Below are 14,242 nucleotides of genomic sequence, written 5' to 3' on the forward strand. Positions count from 1 at the left end.
TTCTGACGTCCGCGCAGGATGCAGCATTGGTCAATAAGGGCTCTTCGCACAACTTTGCAAAGTCCGCTTCCTGCACTGCTTCAAGCTCTTTCATACCGGGTACGGAATCCGGTTCGATGGTGCGCTCCATCCGCGCCACCATGAGATGATTGTGAGCGCTTCATTCATTCGCATGACGGAGATCCTCGGTCAAAACGAACAATAGCGACAAGACCTCTCTTCCCGCTGCGCTGAAAATGCCGCCGCTGCGCCTGACACGCTGGCGTCGCGGCCTGATGCGGCCTGTTCCAGCAGCGTGAGCGATCGCTGACGCTGCACAGAGCACAAAAAGCTTGTCCAGCCTTGGGGTTCGGGTGAATTTTACTTCAGAAGTTACCCAACTTGTGGGATGGCGGTAAAATTTGTGGAGAAGTCGGTATGCGTAAGTTTCTAATTAGTGGAATTTTTGGAGCCGGTTTGGTTTCCGGGGCTGAAAGTGCACAAGACCTAGAGGGGTGGTGCTATCCTGCTGATGACTGTATCGGCGCGCAAATACCGCTGGGCTCAGGCACTTATGATACCTGCGAAGAGACATGCACGCTAACGAATCCGGTATCAGTTCGTGATATGGAGGCAACACTATTTGACGTGGTTTGTCGTGGCGACTGGATGGAGGCAGGATCAATGAGCAGACGCCTTATGATTATCACGCAGGCATCAGACCAAACGAGGATGTTCGCTATCGGCGAAAACTCAGTAACCCAGCTTGAGCGGTGCGATTTCTAATAGAGTTAAGAAGACGAAAAGGCTCGTTTCGCTCATCCCGATAGACCTTGATTAGTACGAAGCCATGCCATCGTGTTAGATCAAGTTGTTAGGCGCTGTGTTGTGTAAAGTGTTCGATGAAGAGCGTTGCCTGACCTGGGCCGTATGGTAACGCAAGTTGCGTGAGCATCATGGGGCGTCGACTCGCCTTCAGGCAGCTGAGGCACTGGAAGCTCTGGGCGGTCCCACCTGACTCGTCTGCCTGTCTGCTTCAGCTTACATCCGGCCCATGGCTGAGTTCAGAATTCCTAGCGACGGCCCTATATCTGATCTGTCGCTGCGGGCGAGAGGTCACGCTGTATGAGCGTGAGGGCGAATCGGCTTGGATTGAGCAGTTCACCGAAGCAGATTTCCGGCGCTACCGCTGCACGTCCTGCGGCGGGCATCCCGTCGAAATGCGCCGCCGCTGGCAACCGCAGCCTGAGTGGTTGTCGTCAAATTGATCTGCCCGCGATGGACTGATGCGCTGGTGGCCGCACGCCACCATCCCCCAATCAACAAAAGGAGCCTGTCGGTAGCCTCGGCCCTAAGGGGCTGTGCAGACCTCCCTGTCGCCCCGTCCGGTCAGCCCCGGGCGGAGCTTTCTTGCGATTGACATTTGGCAAACCGCCGAATCGCAGCCGCGCATTCATATTTGTTACGCGTAACAGTTACTGCCGATTTGAAATGAACTGAAAGCGAACGAAACCAGGACTATAAGGTGAATATAGCACGAACAAACGCTATGTAACTGCCCTCCGAAGGCAGAGGTCTGAGGTTCGAATCCTCATGGGTGCGCCACTCTCTCATTGCAGACATGACGACAACAAGATCGGTGATACACGTGTTCTGCGTGCATGTTTTGCATGGGTTCTCGTGAAGCATTGTAACGTTGATCACTTTCCCGCTTCCTTGTTGGTTTATCTGCAAAAAGCTGCATAAGTTGTTTGCCCGCCCTGATAATCCTGTCTAATCTTTGAGCATCCGCGCGTGAAACAGGCAGATCCGGAAAGGAGGCCCATGGCAGCGTTGGTTCATTTTACCCCCACGCAGCAGGTGTGTTTCATCCGCTATCAAGGCGTGCATCGTGTTGATGATGTGAAGCTGGTGTTTGATGAGTTGGAAGCTCAAGCCAAGTACCAAAGCTGTTTTCGGTTTCTTATGGATCTGTCGCTTGTCACGGCCTGTGACATCAACAAAGAAGATCTGAGGCTGCTGCAGAGCCGTATCGCGGGCTATGCGAAAGGATTGCCGAACCCCGACGCCCAGCCATTGATGCTGGCCTATTTCAGTCCAAACCGCGCTGGCAAAGAGGTGGGCCAGGCCTATACCGGTCAGTGGAACCTGAACCGCTATTTCATCTCGATGACCTCACCCAGCTTGGCGGATTGCACGCTATTTCTGGCGGTGGAGCCGATCTGTACTGAGAAGCTCAGCGCTTTGGAGTTCGACCTATTGCCACGTGGCTGAGGCCGTAGAAACCTCTGCTGCAACGAAAAAGGCCCGCCGTTCTGTCGGGCCTTTTCGCTGATGGTTTTGGCTTATTGCAGCGGGATGTTCAGCTTGACTGAGACCCCGTAGCTTTCAAAGTCCGACAGGCCGATACCATCGTAATTGGCCCGGACACTCAGCTGCGTGCCGTGCTCATTTGTGGTGGTGAAGCCTGCCTCAACCCGGGCGCGCAGCCCTTCGGCCTCTTTTGTGGCTTCGGCCGAGACGATGTCATCGCTGGAGCCGAAGGTGTAGATGCCGTCTAGCGATACGAAAGGCTCAAAGCTGGAGCCATCGGGTTGGGTGAAGCGGCGCGACACATTGGGACCAAAGCGCAGCTGACCAAGGCTGACGGTCTGCGCCGGGATGGTGACGTTCAGACTGTCGACGTAGGACTTTTGCTTCTCATGCAGATAGGCCAGCGACACGTTTGGCGACACTGTCCAACCCTGCACCAGATACTGCCCGCTGAGCGAGGCCTCAATCAGCACGCGGCTGGTTTCAAACGTGTCAGTGTAGGTGCCGAAGGGCGAGATATCGTTGGTCGATTTGCCCAGGGCGAAACGGCCATCGAAGATCAGGTTGTCGCGCAGACGGGCGGTCACATAGGGACCAACCATCCAGCCACGTCCCTCTACGCTGGAGCCGTTGATTTCGGAACTGTCCTCCATCTGGTCAAACTGCACCAATGCCCCGACCAACAGATCGCGTGAGACCACGTAATCTAGACCGATATAGGCGATGCCAAAGTGACCTTCGGAGTCCGAGCTGCCCTCAAACTTGCTGAAGCTGCCTTCGAACCACAGATCCCACTTGGAGTTCTCAACAAACATGTTGGTCTTGTAGGGATCATGCGCCAGCAGCGCCATGGCACGGGCTTCGCGGGCCTGCTGCAGCGAGCTGCTGAGCGAGAAACTGCCCGAGCTGACGGCCATCGGATCGAAGTCCACCGGCAGCATCGACAGGATGTCGCCCTGTGCGAAGCTCAGCGTTTGACCACCCGTACCGGCCGAGTTCATCCGATCCAGACGGCGGGACCGGCTGGGCGGGTTGGCCAGGATCAGCGTGCTGCGGCGATGCAGGAAGTTGTGGATCGTGTCCACGGTACGCTGCAGCGTTTCACGGCTGGTGACGGTACAGGTGACCTGTTCCCGCGCGGCCAGCACCAGTGAGAAGGTGCTGCCATCCAGCGTTGCGGTGCTGTCGCTGTCGTTACAGCTCATCGCGGTGATGCCGATGCCGCTGGGGGCCGAAACAGCCACCGAATAGCTGCCTGCATCGACCGAGATCGGACCTTCGGTGCCTTCTCCTGAGCTGGTTGTCAGGGTGAAGGTAAAGGCTGCTTCAGTAGATGCGAACCCAAAGTCACCATCGGTGTCCGTTGCCACCTCAAAGGTCACTTCGGCGGTGGTGTGGGCAACAACCTCCAGCGCGGCAGGGGCGGGCAGGGTGCTGGCCCCCAATGTGCTGGTCGAACCGCTCAGGGTGTTGGTGAAGTTGCCGATGGTGGACGAGGTCACATCAACGGTAATCACACAGCTGCCCTGTGCCGGGATGTTGCCGCCCGACAGCTGCATCCGGTTGGAGTTGTTAGGCGCCAGCAATGTACCGCCACAGCTGTTGGTCGGCACGCGGGCGGCCCCGTCATTGGCGATCAGAACCGCCGCTGACAGATCACCCTGCAGGCCAAGGCTGCCAGCTGCGATAAAGGCGGCTGAGTTGTCGATGGTCACGGTCAGCGTGCTGAAATCGTCCTGTTCGATCGAGCTTGGCGCGAAGGCATGGGTGATCGTTGGGGCCGGGGCCGGGTTCACTGTCAGTGTCGAAGGCGCGGTATTCGGCCCCAGCGACGAGGTCATGGTCAGCGTATTGGCCAGGGCCCCGGTGTTCAGCGCGACAACGTCATAGCTGATGGTACAGGTCTGACCCGCTGTCACCGACCCGCCGGTATAGGTCACCGAGGTGGTGCCGGGCACCGCTGTCAGCGTCCCGCCCACACAGTTTGCCCCGATCGAAGTGTTTGCCACGGTCGCAACGGTCATGCTGGCGGCAAAGGTATCGGTCACATTCACCGCAGTCACCGGCAGCAAGGCGGCCGAGTTGTCGATGCTGAAGGACACGGTGGTCACTTCACCCTGGGTGACGGTGGAGGGCGTATAGGTTTTGGCCAGTGGCGGGACCGGCGGGGCGTTGACTGCCAGCGAATCCGAGGAGGTGCCGCTGTTGCCGATGTTCGACGTCAGGTCGCCGGTTGTGTTCACATAGCTCGCCGCAGACACGGTGGTCACATCCACCGACAGCGTACAGGTTGCGCCCGCTGCCGCCGTGCCCCCGGTGAGGCTGATCACAGCGGAATTGGCAACCGCGGTGACCGTGCCACTACAGCTGTTCACGACGTTCGGGGTGCCGGCAACCACCAGACCTGAAGGCAGGTTGTTGGTGAAATCCAGCGCCGTCGCCGCAATGAACGCGCCCGAGTTGTCGATGGTGTAAGTCAGCGTGGAAACCGCCCCTTCCAGCATGCTGTCGGGGGAGAAGACCTGTGCAAAGGTGGGCACCGGCGTGGCAGTGACCGTCAGCGTGTCGGTCGAGGTGCCGCTGTTGCCCAGGTTCGTGGTCAGGTCACCGCTGAGGTTGACGTAGGTGTTGGCGGTGACAGAGGTCACATCAACCGACAGCGTACAGGTGGCCCCAGCCGCCACGGTGCCGCCCGCGAGGCTGACAACCGAGGAGGATGCAACCGCAGTCGGCGTCCCATTACAGGTGTTGGTGATGTTGGGCGTGCTGGCAATCACCAGACCTGAGGGCAGGTTGTTGGTGAAGGCCATGGTGTTTGCCTCAACAAAGGCACCTGAGTTGTCGATGGTGAAGGTCAGGGTTGAGGTTTGACCTTCCTGCATGCTGTCAGGTGCGAAGGCTTGGGCAAATGGTGGCTGCGGCGCTGCATTGACGGTCAGCGTCGCGCTGCCGGCCGCGCCATCACCAAGGTTTGTGCTCAGCACTGAGGTGGTGTTGGCATAGGCGCCAGGGGTTGCGGCAAACACGTCAACCGAGATGGCGCAAGTGCCATTTGCCGCCAGCGCACCCCCGGTGAGGGATACGTTGCTGCTGCCCGAAACCGCTGTCAGCGTGCCACCACAGGTGCTTGTTGCGCTTGTCGGTGTTGCCAGCACCATGCCCGACGGCAGGGTGTTGGTGAAGCCCATACCGCTGATCGCGGTTGAGATCGTTGAGGCATCAATCGTGTAGGTCAAAGTGGAGGACAGACCTTCCGCAACCGGATTGGCGGCAAAGGCAATGGCCAGATCCGGCGGCGCGGGATTGACGGTCAGCGATGCCGACGCACCGGCAACCAATGCGGTGGTTGCGTTGAACAGATCACCCGAGGTGCTGGTCACGGATCCTTCCGGCGCGGAGGTGATGCCGATGGTGGCGGTGAAGGTACAGCTTTCGCCGCCCGACAGGCCCCCAAACCGCATGGTCATCGTGTCAGTGCCGGTGCCACCAAACTGCGAACCGGCGCCACAGCTGCCATTGCTGGGAACAGAGACCAGGGTTGCGCCGCTGATTGCGGAACCAAGCGCATCGTCAAAGGTCAGCTGGTTAAACGATCCCAGAGCGACGGGCATAGAGATGGTGTATTCCACCGTGGTCTGACCGTTCTGATTGATCGAGCCCGAGGGGAAGGTCTTGGTGAAGGTTGGCGCAACGTTGGACTGCACCAGGATGCTGTCAGATGCGGCCGTGCCGGTCACGGTTACCGAAGACACATCACCGCTGATCGTGCTGGTGGTGTTGGTGAAATCACCCAGATCCCCGGTCACATCCATCGCAAGACGCACCGTGATCGCACAGCTGGCACCGGCGGCCAGATTGATGTTGGAGAAGTTGATGACGCTTGCGCCGGGGCCCGATCCAGTTGCCGTACAGGTGTCACTGACGGTACTGACCAAGGTGGTGCCGCTACGGAACGCGTCCAGATCATCGCTGAAAACGATGGTGTTCACCGCCAGATCTGCCGATTCATTGGTGATCGTGAAGGTCACATCAGTGTTTGCACCTTCTTCAACCGACGCATCCACAAAAGCTTTGGTCAGCGACAGGGTGCCGCCATCAGGCAAAGGACCACCTACACGGATGATGTCGTCTTGGCTAAGAACTGTGCCCACGTTTGCGGCTGCAGTGACCCGCGCGTCTTGTTGCGTTGCCGAGTTGGGCACACTGAATTCAGCTTGGATAGAGCAGGAGCTGCCAGCAGGCACTGAGCCGCCAGTATAGGCAATGAAGCCCGTTACCGGCGCTTCGCTGCTACCACAGGTATTGGAAAGAGTGCTGACAAAAGCAGCGCTGAAATTGATCGGTGACAGGCCAACTGTAATGTTGGTGATTGGCGCTGCAACGGAGCCGTTGTTGGTGAGTGTGATTGAGACTGTAGAGTTTTGACCTGGCAGAACCGAGTCATCGTCAAAGGCAAAATCAAGCGAGATTTCCTGCACTTCCAGAGTGGCGGAGGCCGCGGAATTGCCGATGGTCGCGGCGGAGAAGCCGTCGAGCGTGGCTGTGATATCGCTGGTCGTGCTGAGGTAATCGCCCCCGGCAACCCCGGCGCCAAGTGTCAGCGTGCCGGTGATCTCACAGGAACCGCTGGCGGCCATTGAAGCACCCGAAACGGTCAGGGACGACCCGCCAGTTGCCGTGCCGTTACAGGTGTTGGTGTCAACAGCGAACCCGGTGGAACCCGCGACTGCGGCAACAATGGCGTCGGTGAAGCCAATATCCGTAACAGGCAGCAGCGAGCGATTGCTCAGCTCATAGGTTACGCCGACAGTGCCACCCGGAATGCCAAAGCTGTCAAAGCTTTTGCGCATCGACACATCGGCGATACCTGCATTGACCGAGAAGGTATCAGACGCACCAGCACCCACAAAGGAGCCGCCGCCGATGGTGCCGGTCAGCTCATCAATCGTCAGGGTGAAATCCCCGGCAGGGTGATCGCCGGGCAGGGTGATGGTCACATCAAAGCTACAACTGCTATTCGCCAAAATCGTTGCGTTTGTCAGGGAAAGGATGGTTTGACCACTGAGGGACTGAGTAAACGCAGTGCCCAGGGTACAGTCGCCAACCGGAGCGACGGGAACGCTGACGCTGATTGAACTGGTGAGCGTAGGCGTCAGAGGCAGATTAAAGCCGACCGAAGTGGCGTCAACACCGGCGGTGTTGTTCAGGGTTACAGTGGCGGTGGCTTCGCCCGAAACAGCAAGATCGGCAACGTCCGTGATGCTCAGGCTTACGGTCGGTGTCGGGTTATCGCTGACGGTCAGCGTGTCGCTGGCACCTGCGGCCGAAAAGACGGTGTCGCCATTGACCTCGGCCTGAACGGTGGAGCTGGTGAACAGATAGTCCCCAGCGGTTGGGCTGGCGGGCAGTTGCACGGTGACATCAAAGTTACACTGCGAGCGGGCTGCCAACGAACCACCTGCGAAGGTCATGGTCCCGGTGCCGGCACCGGTGATCGATGAGCCACTGCCACAGGGATCCGTGACGTCTGCCAACAGGGTGGTTCCGCTCAGCGGGGTATCGAAATCCTCAGTGAAGGTGATCAACGTCGCCGGGTTTGTTGGATCCGTGTTTGTCAGCGTGAAGGACAGGGTAACGGTTTCACCCCCCGTTGCCGGGTCGCCGGAAAACACCTGGGTCAGCGACGGCGCGCCAGAGGGGGGCGCCGTGACGGTCAGCTCGGCGGAGGCTTTGCCCCCAGTTTGCGGGAAACCCACGTTATTGAGGTAACTCAAGTCACCGGAAGTCGCTGTAAACGATCCGACAGATTGCGCTTGCACGTCAACGGATACGGTGCAGGACAGGCCGGCGTTAACTTGCGCCGCGAACCCGCTAGGCCGGAACAGTCTGTTACAGCGTTAACAGGTGAGGCAAATACCAAACCTGTCGGGAGCGTTTCAGTAAAGGCCGGTCTTAGGACATTGGTTCCATTCGCGGTATTGTCGAAGGTGTAGGTCATCGTCGTGGTGCCGTTAAGCGCCACGGATGTGGGGGCGAATGCCTTGCTGAATCCGAGCAAACTGTCGGAAATTGTCAGATCATCCGTCGCATCGCCCTGATCTCCGGCATCAGACGACAGTTGCGAGGTGGTCAAAGTGTTTAAGCCATTGGTGGCGCCACCCAGGACTTGCACCGAAATTGTACAGTTCTCGCCAATACCCAACCCGCCATCCGCGAAGGAGATGGTGGATGCGCCGCCGGTGGCGGTCAGGGTGCCATTACAGTTGCTGTCAATTGCCGGGGCGCCTGCAACAGTGACGTTGGCCCCAAGGTTCAACGAGAAAGCCAATTCAGACAGCGGGCCGCCTGTTGTGTTGTTCAGCGTAAAGGTCGCGGTGGACTGGCCACCTGGCCCGATATTGTCTGGGGAGAAGACCAGCGACAGATCTGCCGGTGCTGGCACTGCGAATGCTAGACTGCCAAGTGTTGTTGCGACAGCCGCCATACGCTTTGTGCTGCCGAAAAATTTGCCCAAGAAAACCATTCCTGTCCCCCAAAATAATCGCGTCAAATCAACTACGCGACCTGCAAATGCCCCGTTTTGTTCAAAAAAGCATACTCACAGCCTCCTGACAACTCTGTGACTGTATCCGGCGAAACTTTGACAGTGGGTTTTTTAGGTGCATTTGATAGGCAGCTTCAGCCATAAAAAATGGGGCGATTTGGATAGTTTCAGGCCCGCCAAACAGCAAAAAACCCGCCAAAAGGCGGGTCTTGAGAAAAGCAGTTTTTGGTAGACTGTGCCTTAACGGCCCCAAGTGCGAACCGGGCCACAATCCATATGCACGAAGTTCGAGCGGGAGTAGCGGCCAACACCGCCTGCTTTGCAGATCGCTGCGGCTTTGGCCATTTGCGTGACCGAGCGGGACTGCAGACGCAGATCCGCGGCCTGACCTTTCATATGCAGCGAGTTCTTGGCCACGCCGCGCGATTTGGACCGCAGCATCGCGTTGGTCTTGGGCGAACGGTAGCCCGACAGCAGCATATAGGGTTCGCTCACATCCATCAGATTGTGGGCGGCTGCCATGATGTCGATGGTGCGCGCATCGATCGAGGTCACATCATTCGTGCGCCAGTCGCGCATGAAGTGGTTCACCTCTTTCAGAGCGTCTTTGATGTATTTACCTTCGATCCAATAGATCATGTCGATCCGTTCGCCGGTGCGGCCGGAATACATTTTGATCCGCCGAATGTCGCCGGAGCCACGCAGGAACCCTGCGGCTTTGGAAAAGGTTGGTGCGGCCGTCAAGGTTGTTGCCGCAAACGCGCCGAGCACCGCCCGCCGCGTCAAAGTCGTATTCGTCATGTTAGCGCCCGTCCTGTCGCTTACCTGTGTTGCCCGCGATGTTACGCGAGGCCTGCCATCTCATCCCCAGATGCAGGCGCTATATTACATACAAGTTTCGTTCCACCAACCCGTCAGGGGGCTTATTTTTCTGCAATCAAGGGGGTTCGGCGGTTTTTTGCGCAAATTTTTGTGAACATATTCTGAATGACGCCCACACGACACAGCGTTGCGCCAAAGCCGTTTCAGACGCCATGATTTACCTTTTGTGAATGGACAGTCGGGCAAAAAGCCGCCAATGAGGGGAGAGATCTAAACATATTAGGGAAAGAGAGCGCGCTCATGCAGCCAGTTACTCGTTCTGGATTTTTTCGTTTTGCCCCACGGCTGACCCTGGGGGCCGTTGCGGCCTGCCTGATGTTGGCCCAGACGCCAACGCCTGCTGCAGCACAGGTGACAGCCTTTAAACAAGCGGTGGCCGAAACCGCGTCTGATGATCGGGAATTGGCCCGGTTTTATCGTGAAAACGGCTTCAGCGGGATCTGGACCGGGGAGGGCGCCGAATTTGTGGCGCGCCGTCAGGCCCTGATCAACGTTCTGCAGAATGTGCGCAGCCATGGGCTTCCACAGGCACGTTACGATGTGAACGCGCTGCTGGACATGATGCGCAACGCCAAGACACCGCGCGATCTGGGCATTGTCGATGTGGAGCTGTCCAAAGCCTATCTGAAATACGCCCGCGATGTGGCCCATGGTGTTCTGACGCCGGGCAAGATCGATGACGGCCTGGTCCGCAAGATCAGCAAAAAAGACGGCGCTGAGTATCTGGAGATGCTGGTCACCGGCCAGCCTTCGGCGGTGATGAAACAGCTGCCGCCCGCCTCACCCGAGTATCCGCGCCTGCGCAAAGAGATGCTGCGTTTGCAGGGTGTGATCGCCCGCGGCGGTTGGGGCGAAACCGTGCCTGGCAAAAAGCTGGAGCCGGGTGATCGCGGCGCTTCGATCGTGAAGCTGCGCAACCGCCTGATGGCGCTTGGATATCTGGATCGCTCGGCCACGCAGGTCTTTGACGCCAAAATCCAGGCTGCGGTGCAGCAGTTCCAGGCCGACCACGGTCTTGCCGAAGACGGTGTTGCCGGTGCCACCACGCTGAAGGAGCTGAACGTCTCCGCCGAAACCCGCCTGCAGTCGGTGATCGTTGCGATGGAGCGTGAGCGCTGGACCAACTTTGAACGTGGGGAGCGTCACATCTGGGTGAACCTCACCGATTACACCGCTAAGATCGTCGATGACGGCAAGGTCACCTTCCGCACCCGGTCTGTGATTGGCGCCAACTCCTCGGACCGGCGCAGCCCGGAATTCAGCGACACGATGGAGCACATGGTGATTAACCCCACCTGGAACGTGCCGCGGTCGATCGCTGTGAAGGAATATCTGCCGCAGTTGCAGAAAAACCCCAATGCGGTGGGGCACCTGCGTCTGATCGATGGCGCTGGCCGGACCGTCAGCCGGGAGGGTGCGGACTTTACCCAGTTCAGCGCCACCAACTTCCCGTTTGACATCAAGCAGCCGCCGTCGCGCTCCAACGCGCTGGGTCTGGTGAAGTTCATGTTCCCGAACCGCCACAACATCTATCTGCACGATACCCCGCAGAAGGCGCTGTTCTCACGCGAAACCCGGGCGTTCAGCCATGGCTGCATCCGTCTGCACCAGCCGTTTGATTTCGCCTATGCGCTGCTTGCCCGTCAGGATGATACACCCAAGGAAACCTTCCAGCGGATCCTGAAAACCGGTCGTGAAACCCAGGTGGATCTGGACCAGCATCTGCCGGTGCATATCGTCTACCGGACCGCCGTGGTGCCTGCGAAGGGCAAAGCGAACTATCGCCGGGATACCTATGGCCGTGATGCAAAGATCTGGAAAGCTTTGCAATCGGCAGGGGTGGCCTTGGACAGCGTTCGCGGCTAAATCTAGCCCCAACAGATTTTTAGGGGCAGGCCATGACTTATACGATCAAAGAAATTGCAGCGTCGCTGGGGGCAGAAGCCTTTGGCGACGTTGATCTTTCTGTAGGTGGCGTGGCCGAACCTGCAATGGCCGGTCCGCAGGATCTGGCGCTGGCGATGAAACCTGATTTTGCCAAAGGTCTGCCGCAAGGTCAGGCGCAGGCCGCCATGCTGTGGCAGGGCGCAGATTGGCAGCAGCTGGGCCTGAAAGCGGCAATCATAGCACCGCGTCCGCGTTTTGCCATGGCGGGTCTATCGGCGATGATGGATCCCGGTCAGGGCTATGCGTCAGGTATTCACCCTTCGGCCGTGATTGACCCCGCCGCCAAGCTGGGGGCCGATGTTTCGGTCGGGCCTCTCAGTGTGATTTCGGCTGGTGCGGTGATCGGCGACGGATCGGTCATTGGGCCGCAGTGTTTCATCGGCACCGACACGGTTCTGGGGCAGGGCTGTTTCCTACGCGAAGGGGTGAAAATCGGCGCCCGCGTACGCATCGGCGATCGGTTCATTGCACAGCCCGGCGCCACAGTGGGCGGCGATGGGTTTTCCTTCGTGACGCCAGAAGAATCCAACATCGAAAAGGTCCGCGACAGCCTTGGTGATGCAGGTGAGGCCAAGGCGCAAAGCTACGCCCGGATCCACTCGGTCGGATCGGTCAACATCGGCGATGACGTCGAACTGGGCGCCAATGCCTGTATCGACCGTGGCACCGTGCGCGACACCCGCATCGGCAATGGCGTCAAATTCGATAACCTGACCCAGATCGGTCACAACGTTGAGATCGGCAATGACTGCCTTATCTGTGCGCAGGTCGGCATCGCCGGGTCGACACGTATCGGTCACAATGTGGTGCTAGGTGGCCAGACGGGGGTCAGTGATAACCTGTTCATCGGGGATCACGTGATCACCGGCGGGGCGACAAAGGTACTGGCAAATGTACCGGCGGGCCGTGTCATGCTGGGCTATCCGGCAATGAAAATGGAAACACATATTGAGGTTTACAAAGGCCTGCGCCGGCTGCCCCGGCTGTTCCGCGACGTCGCTAAGTTGCAGAAAGCTGTTTCAAAACCGGGTGGGAATGACTAAATCAACCTCAATCAGAGGGAAGGGCCGCGATCATGAGCATCAAAGATAAGGTCATCGAGATCATCGCCGAACAGGCAGTTCTGGAACCATCGGATGTGACGCTGGAAAGCACTTTGGAAGATCTGGGCATCGATAGCCTGGGGCTAGTAGAGAGCATTTTTGCCATCGAAGAGGCCTTTGACATTTCGGTGCCGTTCAACGCGAATGAGCCGGAAAAGAGCGAGTTTGACATTGCCTCGGTGGCCTCGATCATCAAGGGCATCGAACAGCTGGTGGCCGAGCAAGCGGCATGAACCGGGTCGTCATCACTGGGGCAGGCACGATCAACGCGCTTGGCCCCAACGTTGCCGAGACCCTCGCAGCGATGCGCGAGGGCAAATGCGGCATTGGGGAGCTGGAGTTTCAGGATGTTGACCGGCTGGCGATCAAGATCGGCGGTCAGGTCAAAGGCTATGATGCTGAGGCGGCGTTCAACCGCCAGCAGCTGGCCCTGTTTGACCGGTTCACCCAATTCACCCTGATCGCCGCCCGTGAGGCGCTGGCCCAATCCGGCCTCAGCTTCTCGGGCGAATTGGCGGCCACCTCGGGTGTGATCCTTGGCAATTCGGGTGGCGGAATGACCACGCTCGATGCCAACTACCGCACCGTTTATGAGGATGGTAAGAACCGGGTGCACCCCTTTGTGGTGCCTAAGCTGATGAACAACGCCGCCGCCAGCCATGTCTCGATGGAGTTCAACCTCAAAGGTCCAAGCTTCACCGTCGCCACGGCCTGCGCCAGTTCAAATCACGCGATGGCTCAGGCCTTCACCATGGTGCGCTCGGGCATGTCGAAGGTAATGGTCACCGGTGGCTCTGAATCGATGCTGTGTTTTGGCGGGGTAAAGGCCTGGGAAGGGCTGCGCGTCATGTCCAAAGACGCCTGTCGTCCGTTCAGCGCCAATCGCAACGGCATGGTGCAGGGCGAAGGCGCGGCGATCTTTGTCTTTGAGGACTATGAACACGCCAAGGCCCGAGGGACGGAGATCCTGGCCGAAGTGGCAGGCTTTGCCATGTCCTCTGACGCCAGCGATATCGTCATGCCCTCCAAACAGGGGGCGGCACGGGCCATTTCTGGTGCATTGCGCGATGCGGGGATTGCCCCGGATCAGATCGGCTACATCAACGCGCATGGCACCGGCACTGCCGCCAATGACAAAACCGAATGCGCCGCGGTGGCGGATGTTTTTGGCGCCCATGCGGATCAGCTGATGATTTCGTCGACCAAGGCGATGCATGGCCACCTGATCGGCGGGACCGGCGCGGTGGAGCTGCTGGCCTGTATCATGGCGCTGCGTGACGGGGTGATCGCCCCAACCATAGGTTATGAAGAGCCGGACCCGGAATGTTCACTGGATGTTGTGCCAAATGAGGCGCGTGAGGCCAAGGTGGACTATGTGCTGTCCAACGCCTTTGCCTTTGGCGGGCTGAATGCGGTTCTGGCACTGAAGAACGCCTAGCACCCCCCATCGACAAACAAAAGCCGCGCAGAATAT

General features: G+C 58.6%; 9 protein-coding genes. 6 read left to right on the plus strand and 3 right to left on the minus strand.

The features are described from left to right. Window positions 1–417 precede the first annotated feature (417 nt). Window positions 418–765 carry a hypothetical protein gene (locus tag ACORLH_RS11005; protein ID WP_321832708.1) on the plus strand — a complete coding sequence of 116 codons (348 nt, stop codon included), beginning with the start codon at window positions 418–420 and terminating at the stop codon, window positions 763–765. Between the two features lie 1,038 nt (window positions 766–1,803). Beyond that, window positions 1,804–2,253 carry a hypothetical protein gene (locus ACORLH_RS11010; protein ID WP_321832709.1) on the plus strand — a complete coding sequence of 150 codons (450 nt, stop codon included), beginning with the start codon at window positions 1,804–1,806 and terminating at the stop codon, window positions 2,251–2,253. A 71-nt stretch (window positions 2,254–2,324) separates the two neighbouring features. Here the strand turns inward: ACORLH_RS11010 and ACORLH_RS11015 are convergent, their stop codons facing one another. The 3 genes from ACORLH_RS11015 to ACORLH_RS11025 form a co-directional block, all read right to left on the minus strand. Continuing rightward, complete coding sequence (locus ACORLH_RS11015) at window positions 2,325–8,066, minus strand: autotransporter outer membrane beta-barrel domain-containing protein (RefSeq protein WP_321832710.1); 5,742 nt, start codon at window positions 8,064–8,066, stop codon at window positions 2,325–2,327. Next, window positions 8,063–8,806 (minus strand): hypothetical protein, encoded by a 744-nt coding sequence (locus ACORLH_RS11020; RefSeq protein WP_321832711.1) that lies wholly within the window; start codon window positions 8,804–8,806, stop codon window positions 8,063–8,065. The genes ACORLH_RS11015 and ACORLH_RS11020 overlap by 4 nt, the downstream gene beginning before the upstream one ends. A gap of 270 nt (window positions 8,807–9,076) precedes the next feature. Continuing rightward, entirely contained in the window at window positions 9,077–9,637 is a 561-nt protein-coding gene (locus ACORLH_RS11025; RefSeq protein WP_321832712.1) for a YcbK family protein, read from the minus strand. Window positions 9,638–9,958: 321 nt separating this feature from the next. On the opposite strand from ACORLH_RS11025, the gene ACORLH_RS11030 reads away from it, so the two are divergent. From ACORLH_RS11030 to ACORLH_RS11045, 4 genes are read left to right on the plus strand one after another with little or no spacing between them, the layout of a single operon-like run. Then, on the plus strand, window positions 9,959–11,584 hold the full coding sequence (locus tag ACORLH_RS11030) for a L,D-transpeptidase family protein (protein ID WP_321832713.1): 1,626 nt from the start codon (window positions 9,959–9,961) through the stop codon (window positions 11,582–11,584). Window positions 11,585–11,616: 32 nt separating this feature from the next. Further along, window positions 11,617–12,708, plus strand: a complete 1,092-nt coding sequence (gene lpxD / locus ACORLH_RS11035; protein ID WP_321832714.1) for a UDP-3-O-(3-hydroxymyristoyl)glucosamine N-acyltransferase — start codon at window positions 11,617–11,619, stop codon at window positions 12,706–12,708. A 32-nt stretch (window positions 12,709–12,740) separates the two neighbouring features. Beyond that, the gene (locus tag ACORLH_RS11040; RefSeq protein ID WP_058242009.1) at window positions 12,741–13,001 is read left to right on the plus strand and encodes an acyl carrier protein; all 261 of its coding nucleotides are present in this window, start codon (window positions 12,741–12,743) and stop codon (window positions 12,999–13,001) included. Continuing rightward, window positions 12,998–14,206 carry a beta-ketoacyl-[acyl-carrier-protein] synthase family protein gene (locus ACORLH_RS11045; RefSeq protein WP_321832715.1) on the plus strand — a complete coding sequence of 403 codons (1,209 nt, stop codon included), beginning with the start codon at window positions 12,998–13,000 and terminating at the stop codon, window positions 14,204–14,206. The genes ACORLH_RS11040 and ACORLH_RS11045 overlap by 4 nt, the downstream gene beginning before the upstream one ends. Window positions 14,207–14,242 lie beyond the last annotated feature (36 nt).

This window comes from Thalassovita sp. (assembly GCF_963691685.1).
Lineage (GTDB): Bacteria > Pseudomonadota > Alphaproteobacteria > Rhodobacterales > Rhodobacteraceae > Thalassobius.

What these genes read in the sequence shown, in the direction of transcription:
- ACORLH_RS11025 (WP_321832712.1), bottom strand. Translation starts at nt 9,637, where the DNA reads ATGACGAATACGACTTTGACGCGGCGGGCGGTGCTCGGCGCGTTTGCG.
- lpxD (WP_321832714.1), top strand. Translation starts at nt 11,617, where the DNA reads ATGACTTATACGATCAAAGAAATTGCAGCGTCGCTGGGGGCAGAAGCC.
- ACORLH_RS11045 (WP_321832715.1), top strand. Translation starts at nt 12,998, where the DNA reads ATGAACCGGGTCGTCATCACTGGGGCAGGCACGATCAACGCGCTTGGC.
- ACORLH_RS11005 (WP_321832708.1), top strand. Translation starts at nt 418, where the DNA reads ATGCGTAAGTTTCTAATTAGTGGAATTTTTGGAGCCGGTTTGGTTTCC.
- ACORLH_RS11030 (WP_321832713.1), top strand. Translation starts at nt 9,959, where the DNA reads ATGCAGCCAGTTACTCGTTCTGGATTTTTTCGTTTTGCCCCACGGCTG.
- ACORLH_RS11010 (WP_321832709.1), top strand. Translation starts at nt 1,804, where the DNA reads ATGGCAGCGTTGGTTCATTTTACCCCCACGCAGCAGGTGTGTTTCATC.
- ACORLH_RS11040 (WP_058242009.1), top strand. Translation starts at nt 12,741, where the DNA reads ATGAGCATCAAAGATAAGGTCATCGAGATCATCGCCGAACAGGCAGTT.